The sequence below is a fragment of the Bacillus sp. Root131 genome (assembly GCF_001429475.1).
Classification (GTDB): domain Bacteria; phylum Bacillota; class Bacilli; order Bacillales; family Bacillaceae_G; genus Bacillus_A; species Bacillus_A thuringiensis_S.
Genome location: NZ_LMJQ01000042.1, coordinates 122,010 through 145,360, shown reverse-complemented (window position 1 = coordinate 145,360; position 23,351 = coordinate 122,010). Strand labels below are relative to the sequence as shown.

Genomic DNA, 23,351 nt, shown 5'->3' with positions numbered 1-23,351 from the left:
AGATCCCCACCTTAAAACTCAGCGAAAGCAAAGAAGTTAGGAGGGGGTCGGGCTGCCCGTAAAAGCCCGATTGGTTCAACTAATAATCAGCGGGGAGCTTCGCACCCCGCTGATTAAAGTTTCACTTTATCCGTTTTTCTTCGCCATGAAGAAAATACGCTCTGTTTGTTCTGTAACTTCAAGTCGCTCAAAATCACCTGTTACACGAAGCACTGTAAAACCTGCTTCTTCAAGCCATTTCGTTAACTCTTCCACTTGATATGCACGTTGCACGTGACATTCGTCAAACCGATGGTACACATCTTCTTCTGGATCTTGAACAAAGAATGTTAAATCATGCTCTACACTATTTGATTCTTCACCAGGGAAGCAATTCCAAATAAGAGATATTTCTTCTCCATTCACTGTATACGTTTCATTTTGAAATACATGATGTATTTTATATAAAGAATGTACATCAAATAAAAACAAGCCATCTTGGCGTAAATGGTGAAATACTCTTCTAAATGTTTCTTGCACTCCATCTTCTTGCAATACATAATTTAATGAATCACAAAAGATGGTTACACAATCAAACTCACCTGGAACATCAAGCTCTCGCATGTCTTGTTGATAAAAAGGAATAAAGTATCCCTCTGCTCCCAGTTTTTGCTGAGCGACTGTTAACATTTCTTCTGAAAGATCGACACCTATTAAATCGTAACCCTTTTGCACAAGCGGAAGGGTTACATTACCCGTACCGCATGCTACATCAAGAATTTTTGCCTCTTTCATATCTGCTTGCTGCAGGCTTTCCTCTGTGAATTCCACCCATTTATCATAAGGGACATCATTCATTAGTTCGTCGTACAACAATGCAAATTGTTCGTATTTCATTGGCCTAGCTCTTCTGTAATATCTTCACGTGGCACATCGCCCCATAGACGCTCTAAATTATAGTGATTACGCTCATCTTTATGGAATACATGAGCAACTACATCTCCAAGATCAACTAATACCCAACGTGCTTCGTCAAAACCTTCCATACGTTGTACGTCGATTTGGAACTCATGTGCTTTTGATTTAATTTCACGTGCAATTGCTTGCACTTGTTTATCTGAATTACCGTGACAAATAATGAAATAATCTGCAATTGGTGAAATACCTTGCATATTTAGGACAACCATATCTTCTGCTCTTTTATCATCAGCTGCTTTTGCCGCTAATACTAATAAATCTTTATCGTTCATTTACTCATTTCCTCCTTGATAACTGCATTGTATGTTTGGAATGTTAATGGATAAATCGTCTGATTTTTTTCCATTAAAAATTGAATTGTTTTCTTTAACGCAAATAATAAAGCTTGATTTATATCCGTATATGCGAGTTTACGAGCCTCTTCCACACCTGGAAACTTTCGCCCTGGCTCAATGTAATCAGCTACATAAATTACTTTATCTAACATTGTCATGTTCTCATGACCACTTGTATGATATGTAATAGCTTGCAAAATTTCAGAATCCGTAATGCCTACCTCTTTTTCTACTAAGTATGCCCCAACAGGCGCATGCCACAACTCTTTATTATAGCAAAGTAAATCTTTCGGCAAATCTTCACGTTTAATAATCTCTTCCATCTCTGAAATCGCTCTACATTTCGCATAATCATGGAATATAGCTGCCATCTCTGCTTTTTTCTCGTCCACACCGTATAACTTAGCCAGCTCAATCGCTGTCTCCATTACACCAATTGTGTGTGTATAACGTTTTTCATGCATTTGTTGTTTAACAATATGAAGTGCATTCTCACGATTCATACAACCCATTCCTCTCGATATATACCTGTACTTTTTCAGGAAGTAAGTATTTACACGTTTTCTTCTCCTTATATCTCTCACGTAATAAGGATGAAGAAACTGCAAATTCCGGAATTTCCACTGTAGTAATCTGATACGGCGTATGCAATGTGTACCCAGGTCTCGCAACTCCAACAAACGTTACAAGATTAAGTAAAGCTTCAATGTTATACCACTTCGGTAAATACTCAACCATATCCCCACCAATAATAAAGTGAAACTGCACATCCGGATACTTCTTCGTCAATTGCAACATAGTGTCATACGTATAAGATGGGCCCTTCCTGCTTAACTCTTCTAAACAAATAGAAAAGTGTTCTTCTGCCTCAGTCGCGAGCTCTAACATATGTAAACGTCTTTCTATACTTGTAATATTACGTCCTTGTTTATGTGGCGGAATCTGGTTTGGCAAGAACCATACTTCTTCCAAATCCAAAGCGTGATATACTTCATTTGCAATTAGCAAATGTCCATAGTGAGGCGGATCAAATGTACCGCCAATGATGCCAATTTTCCTCAAAAGAAACGCCCCTTCCTTTTACATACAGCAACTCTCCTTGGTTAGGAATGAAGAGAGTTGCTATTAATAAAAGTTCAATTGGTTTCGCTCTCTACATCATTACGCATCAGCGATAAAAATAGCGCATGCTAATCTTTTTATCGAGGAAGCTTAATTTGTTTATTTTCTCTTGATTCTTTGTATAAAACGATTGTGCTTCCAATTACTTGAACGATTTCAGCACGTGCACCTTTTGCAAGTTCTTCCGCAACCTCACGGCGATCAAATTCACAGTTTTGTAATACACTTACTTTAAATAACTCACGAGCTTCTAAAGTATCTGCGATTTGTTTAATCATATTTTCATTTACTCCGCCTTTTCCTACTTGAAAAATTGGTGTTAAATGATGTGCTTGTGCACGTAAAAATCTTTTTTGTTTTCCTGTTAACATATATGTTAGCCTCCAAGCTTTTCTATAACTAATTGTTTCATTCTCCCGATATTCGGTACACTTCCTGTCCACATTTCAAATGCAAGTGCTCCTTGATACACAAACATATCAATACCATTTTGAATGATTGCACCTTGCTCTTTTGCCTCACATAAAATTTTCGTTTCAAATGGATTATAAATTATATCTGATACAATCGTTCCTTTTTTTAACGAACAAATTTGTAATGGCGTATGTTCGACGTGTGGATGCATACCTATTGTTGTCGTCTGAATGATAATATCATAATTCCCTTGTTCTTCTGTCGCTTTTTCTAACGACAAAGCAACAGAATTAACATCGGCCGTACGTGCAGCAATAAGTTCTTTCGCCTTATCTACTGTACGATTGGCTACATCAATCTCTTTTACACCTACATCAGCAAGAGAAAAATAAATAGCTCGGCTAGCACCACCTGCACCAAGTAACAAAATACGTTTCCCTTGAAGTGGTTCATGACTAATTGACTGCAACGCTCGAACAAAACCAATCCCATCTGTGTTGTAGCCAATTAACCTTCCATTCTTATGAACCACTGTATTTACTGCACCGATTTTCCTTGCCAATGGGTCAATCTCATCCAAATACTCCATAATAGCAACCTTGTGCGGAGTTGTTACATTAAATCCTGAAATACCTAATGCTTTTAAACCTCTTACTGCTTCCCCTAGCACTTCCTCTTCAACAAGAAACGCATGATAATGGGCATTCATATTCAAGTGTTCAAATGCATTGTTATGCATAACGGGTGATAATGAATGTCCAATTGGATTTCCGATTACACCATATAATTGTTTCATAAATCCCTCTCCATATTAAATTAAAGATTTACGTAGTGAAACACTTACTCCTTTTGGTACGTGTGCAACAATTTTTGCTCCTGGTTCGTTCACAGTAACCCATCCTAATCCAGAGAATACAACATCCGTTTTAGGTTCACGAATATTAAATTCGTATTTCACTAGCTCAGGCATATTTGCTAATTCTTCTGGCGTTGGTGGGCTTAGTAAATCCCCAGCATGATTTTTATATAATTCATCTGCTTTCTCAAGCTTTGTACGATGAATTGTTAAGCGATTCGAGAAGTGACAAGTAAACGCACGACGACCACCACTTACATAATCAAAACGTGCCAATCCACTAAAGAATAACGTTTGTTCTTCGTTTAATTGGAATACCATCGGCTTAATTTCTTTTGTTGGTGTAATAAGCTTTAAGCTTTGCTTTCCAACATAATGAGCCATTTGGTGGTGGTTAATAATACCTGGCGTATCATATAAAGAAGATTCTTCGTCTAATGGAATATCAATTAAATCAAGTGTTGTTCCTGGGAAATGAGATGTTGTAATTACATTTTCAGTCTCATCACTAAATTCTTTAATCATACGATTAATAAATGTCGATTTCCCTACATTCGTACATCCAACAACGTAAACATCTTTGCCGCCGCGATAATACTCAATAGCATCTGCTAGTTCAGCAATTCCTTGTCCCTTCGCTGCACTAATTAAAAAGACATCTTCTGGTTTTAATCCTAGTTGCTTTGCACTATAGCGCATCCAATGCTTTACTTTATCATGTTTTACTGACTTTGGAATTAAATCAGCTTTATTTCCAACAAGTAATACTTTATTATTTCCTACGAAACGATGTAAACCAGGTAACCAGCTACCATTAAAATCAAAAATATCTACAATTTTGACTACTAATGCATCTGATTTTCCAATTCCATTTAAAATGCGTAGGAAATCATCATCTGTTAACGATACATCTTGAATTTCATTGTAATGCTTCAAGCGAAAACAACGTTGACAAATAACTTGTTCTTTCTCTAAAGATGAGGTAGGAGCATACCCCACTTCGTTTTTATTTTCTGTTTGAATTTCTACACCGCAACCAATACATTTAATTGTTTCAGTCAAACTTTATTCCTCCCAGTTAATTAAACCTTTTTTCTTCATATTTTTCATAATTCTGCGTTCAATTTTTCGATTAAAGCGCGTCACTAATCCGTCCGTTTGTGCTACCGGTACAACTAAAATTGTATGAAGCCCTACTCGGTTTCCACCAAGCACGTCAGTCAGTAACTGATCTCCAATTACCACAACTTCCTCTGCCTGTAAACGCATCTCTTGTATCGCACGCTTAAACGCTCGAACAAATGGTTTACGTGCACTATGAATAAATGGAATGCCTAATGGGTCAGCAAAATCTTTTACACGTTGCTCATTATTATTTGAAACAACCGTTACTTGGATGCCGTGCTCTTTCATTTTCAAGAACCATTTTTCAAGTTGCGGGGTTGCATTTGGACGATCCCATTCAATTAAAGTGTTATCTAAATCAGTAATAACACCTTTAATCCCACGTTTTTTTAAATCTTCTGGTTGAACATGATATACATTTTTCACATATTCATTTGGTAAAAATAGTTTCAATTTCTTTCACCTCTTTGAGGATTTTTCATAAAATTTTTCGACAACATTTTTCGATATATAACCTGTGGATAAAATTGTACACATTTTCCACATTAATCTTTCAGTTGATTTGGAATTTACTAACAAACTATACACACTTTATCCACCTAGGTATGTGGATAACCACCCGTTTGTGACTGTCATATTTTTTTGGTACATTAAATGCATCAACGAATCAATCCTTATATTATTAGGAGGTGACTCACCTTGAAAACAAAACATATGGAACAGTTATCCACTGAGTTACTCACTGAGTCTTATTATAAAGCAAAAGAACTAAAATTAAATCCCGACTTCATTTTACTTATAAAACAAGAAATCATTAGACGCTCATTAGAGGACAAGCTTGTCAAATCTTCTTGATTACATATAAAGTGAAAGTTTAATTAGCCCGTACCAATCAAACAGTTACAGGATAAATTATTGGATGCCCTGTAAAAAGAGCCATCCTACGATGGCTCTCGAATAAACAAGTACTCCCATCTAGGGGATTTCATCATTAAGTATCTTTGCCCATAACTCTTACTTACGGTTATAAAAGCTTTTCTTTATTTATGAGCTAATCGAGTAGCTATTTTTTCACCAAGACGAAGCTCTTGTCCACTCTTTAATTCCTGCACTACTTCTATCATATCTTTTTCAAACAATAACACAACTGTTGAACCAAATGTAAAGTATGCCATTTCTTCACCTTTTTGAACAGTATCTCTCTCATGCAAAAGCTCGATACTATTAACAAACATGGCACCTACTTTTACAAGAGCCATATGCTCACCATCACTGCTTATTTCTGTAACAGAACGATAATTTTTTGACAGCGGTTCTTTCCCGTATTCCATACCAGCTGCATTTACCGGATATGATTTTCTACCGAGTACAAATCTTTCAGTCACAGAACCAGAAAGCGGACTATGAATGCGATGATAGTGACTTGGACTCAAATAAATTACCATATATGTACCGCCTGCATATCGCGTTGCACGTTCTTCATTACCTAGCATATCCACAATTGAATAGCGCTTTCCTTTAATATCAAATGTTTTTGTATCCTCAATAGGACCATGATCTGCAAAAACACCATCAACAGGACTAACGATACTCGATGCATCTGTATCAATACTACGCTTTCCTTCTTTTAGCTTACGCGTAAATAATTCATGCAATGTTCTATATTCCTTCAAGCCCTTTTCCATCTCATCTTGATTAATTTGAAAAACTTTCGCATACGATGGAATAATGATAGAGCTCAAACGAGATTGTGCAAATTTACGTAATATATAAGAAGTAAAGCGACCATTTGTAAGTTCTATCATAAGTCGATATAATGTACGTCGCAAATTGCGAAACCCCCTAATCAGTCTATAACTTTAGTTTTCCCTTCTTTTCTTTCTATATCATATGTAAAATTGGTTCTTATTCCCACATATCATATAAAGCAGCCTTATTATACATACAGAAAACTAAGTATGGTATTATTCTTAAATTATTTAGCACCTTCTAATATTACAGATAGAATCCGTCATTTTCAACAGTGAACATGTATTTCTTCTTAGCATAACGCGTTTTCTTTTCTTATTTACAATAAGAAAAGCAGCCCCTTTTAAAATATGGCTGCTTCTAATACACTTTACTCTTTCGCTTTTTTCTCTTTCTCTGCCCTTACAAACTCGTGGAACATCTTCATTAAAGCACGCTTTTCAATCCTTGATACGTAGCTTCTAGAAATACCAAGCGCCTTAGCGATTTCCCGCTGTGTTTTCTCCTTATCTAGCCCAAGTCCAAAACGTTTCACAATCACTTCTTTTTCTCTTTCGTCTAAAATATCGATATACTCTTTAATTTTTTCTAACTCCATACTAAGCTGAATCATATCAATTACATCTTCAGACTCTGATTTTAATATATCAATAAGCGATATTTCATTGCCCTCTTTATCTTGCCCAATCGGATCATGAAGTGAAACATCTTTTTTCGTTTTCTTTAGTACACGTAAATGCATCAAAATTTCATTTTCAATACAGCGTGCTGCATACGTCGCAAGCTTTGTTCCCTTTCCTGCAGAATAGCTCTCGATCGCTTTAATGAGCCCGATCGTACCAATTGAAATTAAATCTTCTGCATCTTCTCCTGTGTTCTCAAATTTTTTAACGATATGAGCTACAAGCCGTAAATTATGTTCAATCAAAAGATTTCTCGCTTGAGCATCACCTTGCTCCATTAACTCTAAGTACTTTCTCTCATCATCTGATGATAACGGCTGCGGGAACGCATTATTCTTTACATAAGAAACAAAGACAAACACTTCTCGAACCATATATCCAATTGCGGCGAATAGACTCAAACCTTTCACCTCCGCCAAAATAGTGGTCTTTATTATGTGTATGTAGGCGTGAGGTTGTTTGTGTCTGTACAGTTTATTTATAAAACTCAACACTTCTAACATTTAAAATATTTTATTGTTATATTATAATTAAAAGAAATTGTTATTTATATATGAATATGCTATTAAAGGGGACACTATTCATGATTACATTAGATCGATTATTAAATGTAACAATTTATTTAGGGGGATTTTTACTTTTCATTTCGTTCATTACTTTTGTTATTAAAAGAGGGCCTGATTTATTATTTTTTCAATTTGGAATTTCTTTATTTTTTGGAGCTCAAATTATAACTGGAATGAAATTTTTTCATAACTATGGTTTTTCCTTTCACTCAAAACTAGAACTACTTATCTTTATTCTCTATGTAATTGGAATTATTACATGTATACTATTTTTCTTTCACTTTCAAAATCCGTATCGAATTTTTTTATTAATTTGTAGTTGTTTATTTTTGACTGGATCCAATTATTACTTTAAAGAAACATTAAAGTTTAATAAAAAATTTCCAAAGCAACATAAAACCTTTTTAAATACACAAGAAGAAGACTCTTTTCCAAAAGAAGTTCGTAAATTTTCAGAAGACTACAATACTATAATAAAAAATGAGTTTTATGAAATACCCATGATTCCTACTGAATTACATATTACAAGCAAAACAGATTCTTCCCGTAGTACATCTTTCTTAGTTGAACTTCAAACTAACGAGAATGAAATTACCGATGACTCTGTACAATTAACTCAATCAGACCGTTTTTATGTAGTGTTAAATACACCAAAAACAAAAATAGCAAGGATAGTATATGAAGGGCAGAATTTTTTCACATTTACAGTCACACTAAAGGCTCTTAATTTACAGCAAGAACCGGAAATTCATAATATGTTTTTAGAAATAGATAAACGTAGAGCAATGAATCTTCTTAATTTTGAAATTAAAGCCCATACTAAAGAATGGAAAGTAACATTTAAAAACGATAGTTCTCATTCCGATCTTCCTATCACATTTACTTTTGAAAAACGAACAGGCAAATTATAAAAATAAAAAGAGTTATTTTTATATTCTTTGAAAAATAACTCTTTTTATTTTACTTACTCCAAATCTTTCTCCCAGTTTGAGCATCAATATAACGAATTTCCCGACTACAATCAAAAGGTTCTTTATGTTTTTCATCTGTCGTTTGTTTGTACAGTAGTTTGTACTGGGTTTCCTCTGCATCATGATCTAAAAACCATTCTAATTTAACTCGGATAGCCTCTCTGTATATTTCTAACGCTTTTTCTTTTGTTACTTTTGGTGTTGTTTCATATGTAAGTAATTCTTTTATAAAGTTGCCAGACTCTCCAGAGTAGTGCATCACAGCTCCATTTTCTGCATTGATGTTGATCATAATATATTTCCGCTCTACGTGAATGTCATTTACATAGATTGAAAAGGAAAACCTCTCTATCCCCTCTTCCTCCTCATAATTATCCCAAAGTTGAACATACTTTGTCGCATCTCGGATAATATGCTCTAAAAATTGAAGTGCCTTGCTTAAACATTGCTCTCTTGATAAGATTGTTTTCCTTTTTTTCTCATCCTTCCACATAAAAAAAGAAAGCAATTGATTTGTTTCTTTATCTAGAGTAATTACAACGAATTCATTATGTTTCAACATTGGAAAATGTTTTTTATAAAACTCATCCATTGAATATGAATCCTTCTCTTCTATTTCTTTTTGTAATTCTTCTTTTAATACAAATTTTATCCGGACTTCATCCTCATCTACTTTTTCATCTATTTTGACAAACTTCCCCTTGTCCCAATCAAATAAATCAAACACATCTTTTTTTTGACTACTCTTTAGCGGTTTATCAACAAGTACTGTAGAAGGTAATTTATAGTGTTCTGGCCCATATAAATCTTTACCTGTACTTGCATCAATAAACGCATGACTAGGCTCTGGTTCATATACAAGATGGTACCCTTTTACTTCTTCCCCGTTTTCATACTCACATGAAGAGTATGTTAAATCTACAAATACAAGTCTCATATCTTGTCTAGCTTTCAAATTTTCTAAAACGATATTCTCCCCAACAATTTCACTTGGCCATAACGTTTTTTTCTCTATGGCTTTTTGTCCATTGTAATGAAAATGCACAACATTACCTGAAGGGTGCACTCGCACAACACACCCAGTATTCGGCAATGGATAGCTATTCACTTCTTGCATATAATTTACTTCTTTCCAACCGCGCCTGTCGTCCTTAACCGTTACATATGTATAGAATTCATATCCTTCTTTTGTATATTTTTTTAAGAATGTATTTGCAACCTCTCTTGCTTTATTCTCCTCTATCGCTCCCTTATCACTCGAAAAAGAATTTCCATCATCTATCCTAAATTCAATTAAATTACCAGTATGTCTATTTAATGTAATTTGTATCTGTTTCTCCTCATCATCTTTATGTCCCCACCATAATAGATGATACGGGTCATCAACCCCTTCTTGATCATCTACAACAAGCCTATATTCATCTGGAATTTCAATAATATGAGCTACGTGCTCTTTTCTTTCTTTATCTTTTTGATTCACCATACCCTCTCCTTCGTTACAATTTAAGGTAATTATAACAAAGAAAACCAAAACTTATTAACAAAAAAAGACTAGAGATATCTCTAGTCTTCTACTTCGTCTCACGATGTAACGTTACTCGCTTTAATCGTGGACAATATTTTTTTAATTCGATACGTTCTGGATTGTTTCGTTTATTTTTTTTAGAAATATAATTACGATCACCGCACTCCGTACAAGCTAATGTAATATTTACACGCATAGGTAATTCTCCTTTCTTTCAAAGATCGCAAACTAAAACGTAATGATTACGATTTATATATTATAAAACTTCATTCTATTTGTCAATTGCAAAAACAAGAAGATTCTATTTAGAATCCCCTTGTTTTTATAGTTAAATAAATTTTATTAAAACGATTCGTATGTAACAAACTCACTAATTGGCTTTCGATATCCTCTTGGACGAACTTTAGTCGTATCACTTTTCCCTATCGTAATCATTAAAACAGGTATTACATGCTCTGGCATATTTAATTCACTTTGTACTGCTTTTTCATCGAAACCAATCATTGGACATGTATCATAGCCATAATATTTAGCTGCGTACATAAAAGTCATCGCACTTAACGAAGCATTTCTAATCGCTTCATCCTCCATGAAACGCTCTCCTTTTCCTTCATATAAACCTTTCGTTTGCCTAATGGTATCTTCATATTCGCATTCATCAATCATTTTTAAAACTTTCATACCGAAGTAAATATTTTCAACATTTTGGTATGCTCTTTTATCACCACAAACGAGCACTACCGCTGATGCACTCGATACTTTATATTGACCGAACGCTAATTCTTTTAATCTTTCTTTTCGCTCTTGATCACGAATTACAACATAATGTGTGTGCTGCAAATTATAGCAAGATGGAGAAAGCTTAGTTAACTCAAATATTTTTTTAAAATCCTCATCAGGGATTTCTATACCTTGTATAAATTTCATTGCAGAACGTCTAGCAATTGCTAATTCTTCAAAGTTCACCATATATCCTCCTTAATAACTATAAATTTAAATATACATTAATTTATACAAATGGATAAATCAAATGAAAACACTTTAAATCCGAATAATAATTATGATTAACAGCAAAAAAGACAAAAAGCTGAAACAATTAGTTCATACGAAATTCACACGAATCTATTACTATAGAAATTGTACATAGTGAACTTATTAACAATCACGTTTATTTATATAGAATCTTACTCGAAAGGAGTTGAAAGTATGAAAACTAAATATCGCTTTATGATCTCATCATTTGCTGCTTGTGCTTATATGATTTGGTATTTAGTATAATAACAACCTCACTTGTAAATAGGAAAAGGTGTGTATATAAATGGAATATAATCAATCAACAGTTAACTACTGGAAAGCTTTTGTATTACCATATACATTTGCTTTAGAAGAGTTAAAAACTAAATTTGAAATTATGAACCGGGAAGCTCAATTCCTAGAGGATTACAACCCGTTTGAACATATAAAAACAAGACTAAAACAACCTGAAAGTATTATTAAAAAGCTAGAACGCAAAAGCTTATTACCAACAGTTGAAAACGCTCAAACACATTTACAAGATATTATTGGTATTCGTATTACATGTTGCTTCGTAGAAGATATTTATCATTTGAAAGAAGTCATTCAAAAACGCGAAGATATGGAAGTCATTGAAGTAAAAGATTATATCGCTAACCCAAAACGAAACGGATATAAAAGTTTACACATGATTATTAAATATCCTTTATCACTAAATTCTGGTACAAAAGATGTATTTGCAGAAATTCAGTTACGTACACTGGCAATGGACTTTTGGGCAAGTTTAGAACACAAACTTTATTATAAATATGAAGGGAAAATACCGGAGTATTTAAAAGATGAACTACATGATGCAGCAATGAAAGCTGAAGATCTTGATAATAAAATGGCCACAATTCGTCAAGATATTGATGATATTGAGGCATGCTCAAATCAAATTATGCTACCACTATAAAAAAAGGTTCTCGCCAATGAGAACCTTTTTTCTACCAGTTTGGGAAGTACGACCCCCACACTTATGAAAGTTTCACGTTATTTTTTCTCTATTGTTCGAACCTCTTCAATCTTCCATTTATCATCTTCTTTTCCAAGAGCATACTGTACTTTCTTTTGAAGAGTGATACTGTCATCTACTTCCTTTTCTTTCGTTTCAACAATAACATACCCTACTTTACTAGCTTTCATATCTATATGTTCCAATTCAATTTTCTTATTTCCCTTTTGAAATGCGGCTTCTTTTTGTGTTTTTAAGTCTTCAGCACTAGGCATCTTCTTTGAAAATAACTCCATATGTTCTGCAAGATTTTTTTCATTCGTCGTTCGCACAAATGTATTCATAACATCTTGAATAGATCTCTCTTCTTCTTTTGTTATTTGTACCTTTTCCTCAGTTTTTTTAATAATAGATTTTTGTTCTACGTTATTCTCTTCTTGTTGACATCCAACTAGTAATACTACAAATACTAGAAGGAATCTTAATTCCCTAAATAATTTTTTCATATTCCCAACTCCTAAAAAGAAAAGTGAGGCAGTTCGCCTCACTTTCGCTCTTAATTATCGTCTTCCTTTATTCGGATCGCCGCCGCCAACAATATCAAAGACACGTTTCGCTATATTTGTATTCTCTTGAACGCCAGAGAATAAGTATTTACCTGGACCAAATGCATACACGTTTACATCTTCCCCTGTATGCCCGCCTGTTGTCCAGCCTGTAACCGAGCGTTTATTGAAAATATCTTCAATTGCATTATCAATCTTTGTTACATCTTTTGACGGAGCTATATCATTTACAGCTTGAATTTCTTCTGGAGTTAATTGTAAATCAATATATTTTTTTAATGTTTCTTCTACATTTGCACCTTTTGCAATCTCATTTGCCATAAAGTCTGGTGTGCGTTTTGCAGCTTTAATTGGATCTACTTTAAAGTTATACTCGCCATTGGCACCTAAAGATAATCCACCTGTAGCGTGGTCTGCCGTTGCAACAACTAACGTATTTTTATCTTTTTTCGCAAACTCAATCGCTGCTTTGAAAGCTTTTTCGAAGTCTTCCATTTCACTCATTGCACCAACGATATCATTATCATGTCCAGCCCAGTCGATTTGACTTCCTTCCACCATTAAGAAGAAACCATTTTTATTTTTGTTCAAACGCTCAATTGCTGCATTAGTCATTTCTTCTAATGAAGGTGTTTTATCATTACGGTCAATCATTTTATCTAATCCACCTGGTGCAAATAAACCAAGAATTTGATCATTTTTATCATTTAACAATTGATCTCGATCCGTTACATAGCTATAACCAGATTTCTTAAACTCTTCTGTAAGATTACGATCTTTTCTAACAAAGTTCTTTACGCCGCCGCCAAGCATAACATCTACTTTATGCTTCCCTTTAATTTTCTCATCAAAATAATCATTTGCAATTGCGTCCATATTTTTACGGCTAATGTCATGCGCACCGAAAGCAGCTGGTGTTGCATGTGTAATTTCAGAAGTTGCAACAAGTCCCGTTGATTTCCCTTTTTCTTTCGCTTGCTCAAGAACCGTTTTCACTTCCGCTTTATCATTATCAACTGCAATTGCAGCATTATATGTTTTAATCCCTGCTGACATAGCTGTTGCTGCTGATGCAGAGTCTGTAATATTTTCATGTTCATCTTCTGGGTATGTTTTTTGTGTTCCTACAAGATGCTTATCAAATTCTGTAGATTCCATTTCAAAAGTTTTTGGATTATCTTTCATATACCGGTGAGCCGTCATATATGAAGGGCCCATACCATCCCCAATTAATACGATAACATTTTTAATCTTTGCATTGCTTCCGTTCTCATCTGCATTAACCTCACTAGAACGAGTAAAATTCCATGTTGCTACCGAAGTAACTGCTAATGATGCCACAACTGCAAATGGCCATGCTTTTTTCACAAACTTTTTCACTGTCTTGTCCCCCTAATTAGGTTATTCATTTCCCACTATCAAATTTAATGGAAGACTATTAAGAGAAAATTAGCTGTATGTAAATTTTTTGTTAACTTATGTAAATATCAGTTATAATTTGTATAACTTTGTCTTTTCGTATCAACTATCCTGCCCTTTACAATTTAAATATAAACAAGTTGGATTTCATTTAACGTAAATCTCTTTTTTTACATTTTGACTCTATGTTTATGAAAATAAATAGAAATGCGGTGAGCCTTTATGAAAATAGTAAAGCTAAATGAATCTTTTATTTTTGAATTACTTAATCTTTGCAAATCTGTTGGATGGTTACACGATGAAATTTTTATGAAAAAACAATTCGAAATGTATCTTTCTATCGGCACACTTGTAGGTTACATTCATGAAAACAAACTCATTGCGACTGGAGGAGTATTTCCCTTTACAAGTAACTTCACTTCCATTGGTATGTTAATCGTTCACCCTAATTTTCAAGGACGCGGAATCGGGCGCATGTTGCTAAATCATTGCTTGGAACAAATTCATCCAAAACAACCCATTGCACTTATTGCGACAAAAGCTGGCGAACCTCTATACACATCATGCGGATTTCAAACAGCAACAACGATTCATCGTTTTGAAAAGCAAACTATTAAGACGTACCCTTCTCACTTACAACAAGTACAAGAAGAAGACCTTATATCTCTTACTTCTCTCGATCAAATTGCAACTGGTATGAATCGTTCTCTACTTTACTCTTTGCTATTACCAAGGGCCGTACACTCTTTTAAAATTGAAAGAAATAACTGTATAGAAGCTTTTTCATTATGCATACGAAAGGGCAATATATTATGTATCAATCCACTTATCGCCAAGCAAGAAGAAGATTCTATTCAATTATTAAAAAAGATATGTGAATGTTGGAATGGTATAGTACGAATTGATGTCCCACACTCACAATTTACATTTCGTCAATTTCTTCAAACAGAAAATTTCCAAGAAACGCTCCTTTCACCTCTTATGATAAAAAATGGTAGCCAACTTCCTGGAAATCGTAATATGCTATTTGCTATGATAGATACAGCGTTATGTTAGAAAGGAGACACCTAATTGAAGCGATTTAGCTATTTTATGGTAGGTTGTCTTACTCTTACACTATTAGTAGGATGTAGTGCAGCAGAAAAGCCAGTAGAACAAGTAAAGCAAGTTAAAAATACAATTACAGCGAAACTAGCTACCGAGGAAAAAATGGTAGAAATAGATGGTCAAACCATTTACTTTAAAAAGATTGGTAATGAAAAACCACCTTTACTTATGATTCATGGCTTTGGAGGGTCATCAGATGGTTTTCAAAAGATCTACTCCGATTTAGCAAAAGATCATACAATTATTTCTGTAGATGCTTTGGGATTCGGGCGCTCATCTAAGCCAATGGATTTTTATTATTCTTTTCCAACTCATGCAAATTTGTATTATAAATTAATGAAAAAACTAGGATATGATTCATTCGCAATACTGGGGCATTCCATGGGGGGAGAAATTTCTCTAAATTTAACATATTTATATCCTGAAGCAGTTACTCACCTTATTTTAACTGATGCTACAGGTGGCCCTCATACATTCGTTAATAAACAAGGCTCACCAAAACCACAATTGTCGACTGATTTAAATGCCGTTTCTTCTATTACAGATTATGATGAGAGCAAAGTGAAATTCAAACGTAATGATGAAGAACATTATAACAAAATGAAACTATGGCCTAGACGTCTTAAAATTAATGCGAATGAAATGAAACAGCCAACTTTAATTATATGGGGCAGAAATGATAGTAGCGTTTCTTGGAAAGAAGGAGAAACGTATCATCAATTCTTAAAAAATAGCACTTTACATATTATTGAAAAAGGTTATCATGCACCATTTCGCCAAGAACCACAAGAATTTGTCGGGTATGTACAAGACTTCTTTAAGAACAATCCGATCAAAATTGAAAAATAACATAAACGGGTATCTCATTGTGAGATACCCATTTTCATATATTAAGCAGCTTGCTTTTGGCGTTTTTGAGTTTTTGATCCTAATACTTTCGGGATAACGAAGCCATCCATTCCAAATTTCCCAGCGTTCATACCGGCAACAAGAACAAACATAGATAAGATAACCATCTCAGGATTCACACCAATTGACCCACTAAACATATAGGAAAAGTTCATTACAAGACCAAAAAAGACCGCTGTTTTTGTTAAACAGCCTACAATTAAACCAATTCCGACTAAAATTTCTCCCCATGTTACAAGCGTATTAAACAAATCTACATTTGGAATTGCAAACTCTTGTAAGAATGATGCCCACCAAGATTGAACAGCCGGTTGTGCGCCTTTAGATTTTTCAATTGCGCCTTGCAAATAACCTGTTGCATCGAATCCTTTTCCTTGTAGTTTACCGATTCCAGCCATTAACCATGTGTAACCAAGATATACTCGAATTACTGCTAATGCAAAAGAAACTGCTTTGTTTTCTCTTAAAAATTGAATAACCATATCTTCCTCCTAAAGTTGTAATTAAGTTAGTTACAGTTAATATAATAACATTAGTTACTTATTTTTCAAACGTTAATTATGAATAATTCATGACATATGTATGAAACATTAAAAACTAACGTTTATATAGTAACTTTTATTACCTGTAAAAACTTGAACATATCATACCACAGGTGATAATCATTTTCATTGAAAAAAATGTAAAAAAATTGTGAGTTAAATGTGAAACACGTTTATTCGAATATAGAATAAACGTGTTTCACACTAATTATAGAATCGAAATGTATGTGTCTCCTCATCAATTAAACTCGATTCTTGAAACGCTTCTTCTAACGTTTTCCCATGGTTAATAACCCCATAAAATAAGCGTATAGTAAACATAAGTGCTGCATTTCCATCTACATAATTAATCGATCCAATATATGATTTCGCACCACTATGTAAAAAAGATTTTGCTAGATTTTGCTCCCCTAACGTGCACCCACTATTTACAATATGTGTATTATGCAATTTTGCATATTTATAAATTTCTGCTGCACCAAAATACCCTCTCGGTTCATCTTGTTCATATACTTCTTCGCCTAACTCTTCCATGACAAACTTCCCTTCTTCACCATGAAAGCAAAAAATAATATAATTAATATTGTTAAATAAGTTCTTTCCAGAAAGAACTTCCACAAAATCTTTCGGTCTACCAATCCAATATGTCACAACCCTTGCACCAAAATATTCAAGAGATGCTCGGATTGATTGCGCCTCTAAATCCGAATTAAAACCAATTACTAATGCAATATTCAACATACAACCCCCATTCTATAATCAGCCCTTATCAATCAGACTTTTATGGGATAAAGCCATTTCATATATACCTGTTTCTTTCAAAAAATCTGATCTAGTTAAAACGACTTTCTGTAAATATTGTCTATATGCTGTAATTGTTCCATCATGAGATACAATGCAAATTCTTTCAGCACTCAGTTCATAACACCAAAGAAGAAATTCATCTACTATTTGCTGAAAACTATTCTCTGAAATAGTGTTTATACCTTCCTTCCATAACTGATTATTTGAGCTTTTCTCTATCGAAAAATGCGGAAATAACTTTGTTATCATTCCCTGCTCTACTATATAATCGCACGGTAATGTTTTCGCTTCTTCTCGATAAGGAAAAATACGCGGAGATACATATGGATGGACGATTTTTTGACAAGCTACTTTCGCACTCCATATTGTCGCCGTTTGTAAAGTTCTAAGTGTAGGACTAACAATTAATATATCCGTTTCCTGCAATGGTACATCGCATTGAATTAAATTAGCCTGATTCCTTCCTTCATCCGTCAATGACGGATGCAGCACTTGTAAACTTGATGGCAAATCCCTTGTATGTTCCCCTTCCCCGTGCCGAACAAAGACAATTTTCATCCCCTTCCTCCTCTCATTATGTAATCCTCTTACATATTTCTTCCCTATCTCATACTTTATTCCTGCTGTATAAAAACCTATATGTAAAAAAGGTTTGACATGAATGTTTGTAAAATATTACAATATCACATGTAAAAAACTTTTTACACCGAAAGGAGAATTACATATATGAAATGGATAATTGTCTTTATTGGAATGATTGTATGGGGATATATAAACGGCTTCTTTAGTAGTGATAAAACTGCTAATCCTTGGATTACAGATGATGAACGTGAAACAAAAATTAAACAAAAAGCAATTACGGCAAGCTGGTCCGGTGTTTTTATGTTTTGTACCATTAGCCTCTTAAATAAATGGTTAGGTTTAAGCACAAACGATAAATCACCATACTTACCAGACCCTATCGCAGCTATTTTAAAGGAAAATGTAGAGTTACAAGTTTTACTCATGCTATTTGTTATGTATGGAATATTTTACTTACATTATCGAGGAAAATTAAGTGCCTAACTTCTAACTCATGATTATCCTCCTAAATGGTTATAGTAATCATGACAAAATGAAAGGAGAGATATAAACATGAGTAACTCGAATGAATTTTTAGATACACTACATGAAAAACAAGCAAAAGATGAACAAAATAGAAAGCGCCAAGGGAACGGAAACCCAGCGAAAAAAAAGCCAAATAAAACACATAAATAACAGTAAAAAACTGCCTAAAACGATCTTTTAGGCAGTTTTTTATTCTTCTTTCACCGAGATAACATTTTCCCAATTCCATTTCTCATAATACCACTCTGGTACATCTATATTTTCAATCCACTTCTTTTCCTGTTTCCCATCTTTATGAGCAAGCCATACATCCGCTTTCTTACGGTCTGAACGTATCCAAATTAATTGATTACTCTTCTTCATGAAGATCGGGTGGTAATCCCCTTGCTTGTTCGTTTTCTTTGTGATTTGATGCTGTGCATTACTTGTACTATCGACCTCATATAAAGATGGTAGTGGCCTTTTTTCTGGTGGAGTTTCTATTCCTGCCTCTTTTGCTCGTGAAACGATAATTACTCTATCGTTCTTCCATACAAAATCCCAATCAACATATCCTTTCGGCGTAAATATGTTCTGCTGAAGTGCTGGCAATTCCTTTACTTTTAAATGTTTATTTTCTAATGCCACTCTTCCGCTCCCTTCAATATAAGCTAATATATTTTTTGATGGTGACCATTGAAACCATTGTTCGTTTAATAACATTTGATCTACTTTTTCAAACCGACTTCCATCTGCTCGAACTAAGCAAAGCGTATTACTATCAGCTGACCATGAAGCTGTCGGTACCGCTAAAAATGAAATCCACTTTTGATCTGGTGACCACTTAAAGCCACTTGCTACTAGCGCTAGAAAATCATCATGTTCATTTGGCAATGCATACAAATGCTTCATTTTGTGAGGATTCATATGTGCATCTTTTTGCACTTCATATAGCTGAGCCCCTGTCCATCCTGTTGGAAGTAAGTGCGCTTCAGAGGATACAAGAAAGTTCTTTCCATCAGGATACCATGCATAATCACCCACACCAGCCGATACATTTTCAAAATCTGCATTCTTTTTTTCTACATCAAATGTATTCAATGTACCTGTAAATATAAATGCAATTATATTTTCTGTTGGTGACCATTGATAATTCGATGCTTCTGAGTGAAACGGTGTAACTTTCTTTCCATCTTTCAGCCGATATAACTCAAGAATATTTTGTTTCTTCCCTTTTACATATGCCAGCCATTCTCCATCATGTGACCACTTTGGCCCTGTTATGTTCTCTCCTTTTGTAAGTTGTTTTTCTTTCCCATCAACTTTAATCCAAAGGTTATGATGACGAATAAAAGCAACTTTCACACTATTATTTTCTGCGCTAGTAATAGTGATAGAACATACAAACATAAACAACACTACACTACCACTTACTATTAGCCTTTTCATACCATCACTCCATTTCCCTCATAGCATTCCTCACTTTCTTCCTACAATATGTGAAAAATATCGATTCGACATAATCAGAAAAAATTCCCCAAGAAATTTTCAATTCATAGAGGATTGGTATGAATTATGTCGAAAGTATAGTTTAGCCAACATTTATATTTATAAGTTCTAACTAAAATGTAAGATTACATTTCTGAATATTGGAACTTTTTTATTAGGGGGAGTATCAATGAAAAAAACTACATCTACACTATTAAGCATGGCGCTTGTCTTTTCTAGTTTTGGAGCTTTAAGCGCTCATGCTGAATCACTACAAAAGGAGAAGCAATTTAGTCCACAATTAAAAACAACGATTGAACAGTGGGGAGAACATAAAATTGCTCAAAATGTTGAAACGAAAACAACAAAAGAAATATCAGTAATTGTAGAATTGCAACATGCACCTCTCGCTGCTCAAAGTAATATTCAGCATGCTCCAGATTTACAAAATAGTAATGCGCAGTCTTATCATGCTGAGCTAAAAAAAGCACAAGAAGATACGACTAAGAAAATAAAAGAAAAAGCACCTGGTGCAAAAATTAAAGAAGTGTATAATACGTTATTTTCCGGATTCTCTATTTCAGTTCCTGGAGATCAAATTACCTCTCTTGCCTCTTTACCTGAAGTAAAAGCAGTCTATCCGAACTTAACATATAAATTGCATGAAACATCAAAAAGTACTACTAACGAAGAAGCACCAAATATCGGTGGACCGACAATTGGTGCACCTGACGCGTGGAATTTAAAAGATCCATCTGGCAAACCGCTTGATGGAAAAGGCATGAAAGTAGCCATTATCGACTCTGGCGTAGACTATACACACCCTGACTTAAAGGCAAATTATATCGGTGGATATGACACGGTTGATGAAGATAGCGATCCAATGGATGGTAACGTACATGGTACTCATGTAGCTGGAATTATTGCGGGTAATGGAAAAATTAAAGGCGTTGCTCCAAACGCTTCTATTCTAGCCTATCGTGTAATGAATGACGGTGGAACTGGTACAACAGATGATATTATCCAAGGGATTGAGCGAGCGATTCAAGATGGTGCGGATGTGTTAAACCTCTCCCTTGGGCAGGATTTAAATGTACCTGATCAGCCTGTAACATTAACGTTAGAACGAGCAGCGAAACTTGGTGTTACTACTGTCGTTTCAAATGGAAATGACGGACCAAAACCTTGGTCTGTTGATGCTCCCGGTAACGCAAGTAGTGTCATTTCTGTTGGAGCATCTACGGTTTCTATCCCGTTTCCAACATTCCAAGTAGCTGGTTCCAGCAAAACATATCAAGGGTTACCGTTATCAAAATCCGATTTTCCAATAGGAAATGATCCCCCTCTTGTATACGTTGGTTATGGCAATCCAAGTGATTATGCAAAACAAGATGTGAAAGGGAAATTCGCACTTATTTTACAAGGTACTTCTAGTACATTAGTAAAGGCAGAACAAGCGAAACAAGCTGGTGCACTTGGTGTGTTATTAATCTCTAGCGAAAAAGAAATTAATATGATGCCGGAATATTTTTCACGTGAACATCTAGCTGTCCCAGTAATGCAATTATCAAATACAAATGGGGAAGAATTAAAAACTTTAATTACAAAACGAAAGAAAAATATAAAAATTGGACAACCAAAGCAAACAGAACTTATCGGTAACTTTAGTTCAAGAGGACCATCACAAGGAAGTTGGCTAATAAAGCCTGATGTTGTTGCACCTGGAGTACAAATTACTAGTACAGTACCGCGAGGCGGCTATGAATCGCATAACGGAACAAGTATGGCTGCTCCGCAAGTAGCTGGAGCGGTTGCCCTCTTGCGTCAAATGCATCCTGATTGGACGACAGAACAATTGAAAGCGGCTCTTGCTAACAATGCAAAAACATTACATGATGTCAATGAAAATACATACCCTGTTATGGCACAAGGATCAGGTTTAATTAGCATTCCGAAAGCAGCTCAAACAAATGTATTAGTAAAACCTAACAATGTCAGCTTTGGTCTTATTAAGCCAAATAGCGGAAAAGTAAAACTGACGCAAAATGTTACATTACAAAACCTTTCTAGTAAAAAGAAAAGTTTTTCAACTCGTGTGGAGTTACTAGATGCAAACACAAACACAAAAGTAAAAGCTTCTGTCCCTTCATCGATTAGCATTCAACCGAATAGTAGTACCGAAAAACCATTTACTATCACTGTAGATAGCTCACTACCACAAGGTGTGTATACTGGAAATGTATATGTAAAAGAACAAGGGGCAAAAGAAGAAATTCGAATTCCATTCACATTTAGTATCGAGCCTAAAGATTATAAACGTATCGATGGACTTGAAATTATTAATTCTACTTTTAGCCCAAATGGCGACCACGTACTAGATGATAATCTCATCAACTACTATTTAGTTGCGCCTGTGGATGATGTAACATTGCATGCAAATTTAGTTACGAAAGAACGTGTAACGTATCAAGGGATTATCCATCAAGCTAAAAATGCAACTCCTGGATACAAACCTTTCAAATGGAATGGTACAAAAACCGATGGCACTCCTTTAGCTGACGGGCTATATCAAATCGAAGCAGTTGCTTCTAATTCTGGCGGAGAAACAAAACAAACAGCTGCTGTATTTCTTGATCGAACTGCACCTAAGTTAACATACGAAGTTGACCAAGAAAATCTCGTAATTAGAGGAAAAGTTGATGATATTCTACTAGATTGGATGTCAGAATCTGGTTGGATAGCACCTGGTATTCCAGTGAGAATGCAATATGAAATTAACGGAAATGGTGTATGGGACCAGGCATTCCTGAACCCTTGGGAGAAAAGCTATGACATTTATTTCGATCGCACTCAATTACAAGAAGGGAAAAATACTATTCACATTGTAGCAACTGATGCAGCTGGCAATACCTCTAATTTAACTGTTAGTTTAGAAGTGAAATAAAGTGAAACTTTAATCAGTGGAGATTTCGTTCATCCCCACTGATTATTAGCCTTCACCAATCGGGAGTTACGGGCAGTTAATCTTCCCTCTCACTTCTTTACTCCAACCGAATTTTGAGGTAGGAATTTTACTGCTAATTAACACGGGATAAAAAATTTTTGTTGACAATTTTTTT

Annotated in this window: 27 protein-coding genes; 8 read left to right on the top strand and 19 right to left on the bottom strand. The window is 34.7% G+C overall.

What is annotated here, in order from left to right; all coding sequences use genetic code 11:
* Positions 1-126: 126 nt before the first annotated feature.
* The 8 genes from ASE54_RS30255 to ASE54_RS30220 all read right to left on the bottom strand — a co-directional run bounded on the left by ASE54_RS30255 (position 127) and on the right by ASE54_RS30220 (position 5,262).
* Positions 127-876 (bottom strand): class I SAM-dependent methyltransferase, encoded by a 750-nt coding sequence (locus ASE54_RS30255; RefSeq protein WP_000873064.1) that lies wholly within the window; start codon positions 874-876, stop codon positions 127-129.
* Positions 873-1,229, bottom strand: coding sequence for a ribosome silencing factor (gene rsfS, locus ASE54_RS30250; protein ID WP_000998173.1), 357 nt, complete (start codon positions 1,227-1,229; stop codon positions 873-875). Before rsfS ends, ASE54_RS30255 begins: the two co-directional genes overlap by 4 nt.
* The gene (yqeK, locus tag ASE54_RS30245) at positions 1,226-1,795 is read right to left on the bottom strand and encodes a bis(5'-nucleosyl)-tetraphosphatase (symmetrical) YqeK (protein ID WP_001078483.1); all 570 of its coding nucleotides are present in this window, start codon (positions 1,793-1,795) and stop codon (positions 1,226-1,228) included. The genes rsfS and yqeK overlap by 4 nt, the downstream gene beginning before the upstream one ends.
* Complete coding sequence (gene nadD, locus ASE54_RS30240; protein WP_001226031.1) at positions 1,785-2,354, bottom strand: nicotinate-nucleotide adenylyltransferase; 570 nt, start codon at positions 2,352-2,354, stop codon at positions 1,785-1,787. Before nadD ends, yqeK begins: the two co-directional genes overlap by 11 nt.
* Positions 2,355-2,491: 137 nt before the next feature.
* Positions 2,492-2,785 carry a ribosome assembly RNA-binding protein YhbY gene (gene yhbY / locus ASE54_RS30235; RefSeq protein ID WP_000955224.1) on the bottom strand — a complete coding sequence of 98 codons (294 nt, stop codon included), beginning with the start codon at positions 2,783-2,785 and terminating at the stop codon, positions 2,492-2,494.
* 5 nt (positions 2,786-2,790) lie between these two features.
* A complete protein-coding gene (gene aroE, locus ASE54_RS30230) occupies positions 2,791-3,624 on the bottom strand; it encodes a shikimate dehydrogenase (protein ID WP_000812107.1) in 834 nt (277 codons plus the stop codon).
* Positions 3,625-3,639: 15 nt separating this feature from the next.
* Complete coding sequence (yqeH, locus tag ASE54_RS30225; protein WP_000140807.1) at positions 3,640-4,746, bottom strand: ribosome biogenesis GTPase YqeH; 1,107 nt, start codon at positions 4,744-4,746, stop codon at positions 3,640-3,642.
* A 3-nt stretch (positions 4,747-4,749) separates the two neighbouring features.
* Positions 4,750-5,262: a YqeG family HAD IIIA-type phosphatase gene (locus ASE54_RS30220; RefSeq protein WP_000765316.1), complete on the bottom strand. Its 513-nt coding sequence runs from the start codon at positions 5,260-5,262 to the stop codon at positions 4,750-4,752.
* Between the two features lie 246 nt (positions 5,263-5,508).
* Between ASE54_RS30220 and ASE54_RS30215 the strand changes: the two genes are divergently transcribed.
* Complete coding sequence (locus ASE54_RS30215) at positions 5,509-5,664, top strand: sporulation histidine kinase inhibitor Sda (protein WP_000850094.1); 156 nt, start codon at positions 5,509-5,511, stop codon at positions 5,662-5,664.
* 185 nt (positions 5,665-5,849) lie between these two features.
* Here ASE54_RS30215 and ASE54_RS30210 read toward each other — a convergent pair whose 3' ends face one another.
* Together ASE54_RS30210 and sigK are read right to left on the bottom strand one after the other, a co-directional pair.
* Positions 5,850-6,638 (bottom strand): phosphatidylserine decarboxylase, encoded by a 789-nt coding sequence (locus tag ASE54_RS30210; protein ID WP_001254999.1) that lies wholly within the window; start codon positions 6,636-6,638, stop codon positions 5,850-5,852.
* Between the two features lie 290 nt (positions 6,639-6,928).
* Entirely contained in the window at positions 6,929-7,642 is a 714-nt protein-coding gene (sigK, locus tag ASE54_RS30205) for an RNA polymerase sporulation sigma factor SigK (RefSeq protein ID WP_000051382.1), read from the bottom strand.
* A 182-nt stretch (positions 7,643-7,824) separates the two neighbouring features.
* Here sigK and ASE54_RS30200 point away from each other — a divergent pair, with 182 nt between their 5' ends.
* The gene (locus ASE54_RS30200; protein ID WP_000631114.1) at positions 7,825-8,718 is read left to right on the top strand and encodes a hypothetical protein; all 894 of its coding nucleotides are present in this window, start codon (positions 7,825-7,827) and stop codon (positions 8,716-8,718) included.
* 49 nt (positions 8,719-8,767) lie between these two features.
* Here ASE54_RS30200 and ASE54_RS30195 read toward each other — a convergent pair whose 3' ends face one another.
* The 3 genes from ASE54_RS30195 to ASE54_RS30185 all read right to left on the bottom strand — a co-directional run bounded on the left by ASE54_RS30195 (position 8,768) and on the right by ASE54_RS30185 (position 11,272).
* Complete coding sequence (locus ASE54_RS30195) at positions 8,768-10,261, bottom strand: YcdB/YcdC domain-containing protein (RefSeq protein WP_003309944.1); 1,494 nt, start codon at positions 10,259-10,261, stop codon at positions 8,768-8,770.
* A gap of 88 nt (positions 10,262-10,349) precedes the next feature.
* Complete coding sequence (gene rpmG, locus ASE54_RS30190) at positions 10,350-10,499, bottom strand: 50S ribosomal protein L33 (RefSeq protein WP_001265617.1); 150 nt, start codon at positions 10,497-10,499, stop codon at positions 10,350-10,352.
* A 146-nt stretch (positions 10,500-10,645) separates the two neighbouring features.
* The gene (locus tag ASE54_RS30185; RefSeq protein ID WP_000245980.1) at positions 10,646-11,272 is read right to left on the bottom strand and encodes a nitroreductase family protein; all 627 of its coding nucleotides are present in this window, start codon (positions 11,270-11,272) and stop codon (positions 10,646-10,648) included.
* Between the two features lie 349 nt (positions 11,273-11,621).
* Between ASE54_RS30185 and ASE54_RS30180 the strand changes: the two genes are divergently transcribed.
* Complete coding sequence (locus tag ASE54_RS30180; protein WP_000456230.1) at positions 11,622-12,272, top strand: GTP pyrophosphokinase family protein; 651 nt, start codon at positions 11,622-11,624, stop codon at positions 12,270-12,272.
* A 77-nt stretch (positions 12,273-12,349) separates the two neighbouring features.
* Here ASE54_RS30180 and ASE54_RS30175 read toward each other — a convergent pair whose 3' ends face one another.
* Positions 12,350-12,817, bottom strand: a complete 468-nt coding sequence (locus ASE54_RS30175; protein WP_000732777.1) for a hypothetical protein — start codon at positions 12,815-12,817, stop codon at positions 12,350-12,352.
* A 54-nt stretch (positions 12,818-12,871) separates the two neighbouring features.
* Positions 12,872-14,257, bottom strand: a complete 1,386-nt coding sequence (locus ASE54_RS30170; RefSeq protein ID WP_000714908.1) for an alkaline phosphatase — start codon at positions 14,255-14,257, stop codon at positions 12,872-12,874.
* A gap of 261 nt (positions 14,258-14,518) precedes the next feature.
* On the opposite strand from ASE54_RS30170, the gene ASE54_RS30165 reads away from it, so the two are divergent.
* Positions 14,519-15,352, top strand: coding sequence for a GNAT family N-acetyltransferase (locus tag ASE54_RS30165; protein WP_000706701.1), 834 nt, complete (start codon positions 14,519-14,521; stop codon positions 15,350-15,352).
* A gap of 15 nt (positions 15,353-15,367) precedes the next feature.
* Positions 15,368-16,252, top strand: coding sequence for an alpha/beta hydrolase (locus ASE54_RS30160; RefSeq protein ID WP_000819811.1), 885 nt, complete (start codon positions 15,368-15,370; stop codon positions 16,250-16,252).
* 41 nt (positions 16,253-16,293) lie between these two features.
* On the opposite strand, the gene ASE54_RS30155 is transcribed toward ASE54_RS30160, so the two are convergent.
* From ASE54_RS30155 to ASE54_RS30145, 3 genes are all read right to left on the bottom strand, one after another.
* A complete protein-coding gene (locus ASE54_RS30155; RefSeq protein WP_000236591.1) occupies positions 16,294-16,794 on the bottom strand; it encodes a DoxX family protein in 501 nt (166 codons plus the stop codon).
* A 264-nt stretch (positions 16,795-17,058) separates the two neighbouring features.
* The gene (locus ASE54_RS30150) at positions 17,059-17,595 is read right to left on the bottom strand and encodes a hypothetical protein (RefSeq protein WP_003309942.1); all 537 of its coding nucleotides are present in this window, start codon (positions 17,593-17,595) and stop codon (positions 17,059-17,061) included.
* An 18-nt stretch (positions 17,596-17,613) separates the two neighbouring features.
* Positions 17,614-18,216, bottom strand: coding sequence for a histidine phosphatase family protein (locus tag ASE54_RS30145; protein ID WP_000706241.1), 603 nt, complete (start codon positions 18,214-18,216; stop codon positions 17,614-17,616).
* Between the two features lie 168 nt (positions 18,217-18,384).
* On the opposite strand from ASE54_RS30145, the gene ASE54_RS30140 reads away from it, so the two are divergent.
* Together ASE54_RS30140 and ASE54_RS30135 are read left to right on the top strand one after the other, a co-directional pair.
* The gene (locus tag ASE54_RS30140; RefSeq protein ID WP_000871148.1) at positions 18,385-18,723 is read left to right on the top strand and encodes a hypothetical protein; all 339 of its coding nucleotides are present in this window, start codon (positions 18,385-18,387) and stop codon (positions 18,721-18,723) included.
* Positions 18,724-18,792: 69 nt separating this feature from the next.
* Positions 18,793-18,915 (top strand): DUF4023 domain-containing protein, encoded by a 123-nt coding sequence (locus tag ASE54_RS30135; protein WP_000071866.1) that lies wholly within the window; start codon positions 18,793-18,795, stop codon positions 18,913-18,915.
* Positions 18,916-18,954: 39 nt separating this feature from the next.
* Here the strand turns inward: ASE54_RS30135 and ASE54_RS30130 are convergent, their stop codons facing one another.
* A complete protein-coding gene (locus tag ASE54_RS30130; protein WP_000825729.1) occupies positions 18,955-20,193 on the bottom strand; it encodes a PD40 domain-containing protein in 1,239 nt (412 codons plus the stop codon).
* 229 nt (positions 20,194-20,422) lie between these two features.
* Between ASE54_RS30130 and ASE54_RS30125 the strand changes: the two genes are divergently transcribed.
* Positions 20,423-23,176 (top strand): S8 family serine peptidase, encoded by a 2,754-nt coding sequence (locus tag ASE54_RS30125; RefSeq protein WP_000754156.1) that lies wholly within the window; start codon positions 20,423-20,425, stop codon positions 23,174-23,176.
* Positions 23,177-23,351 lie beyond the last annotated feature (175 nt).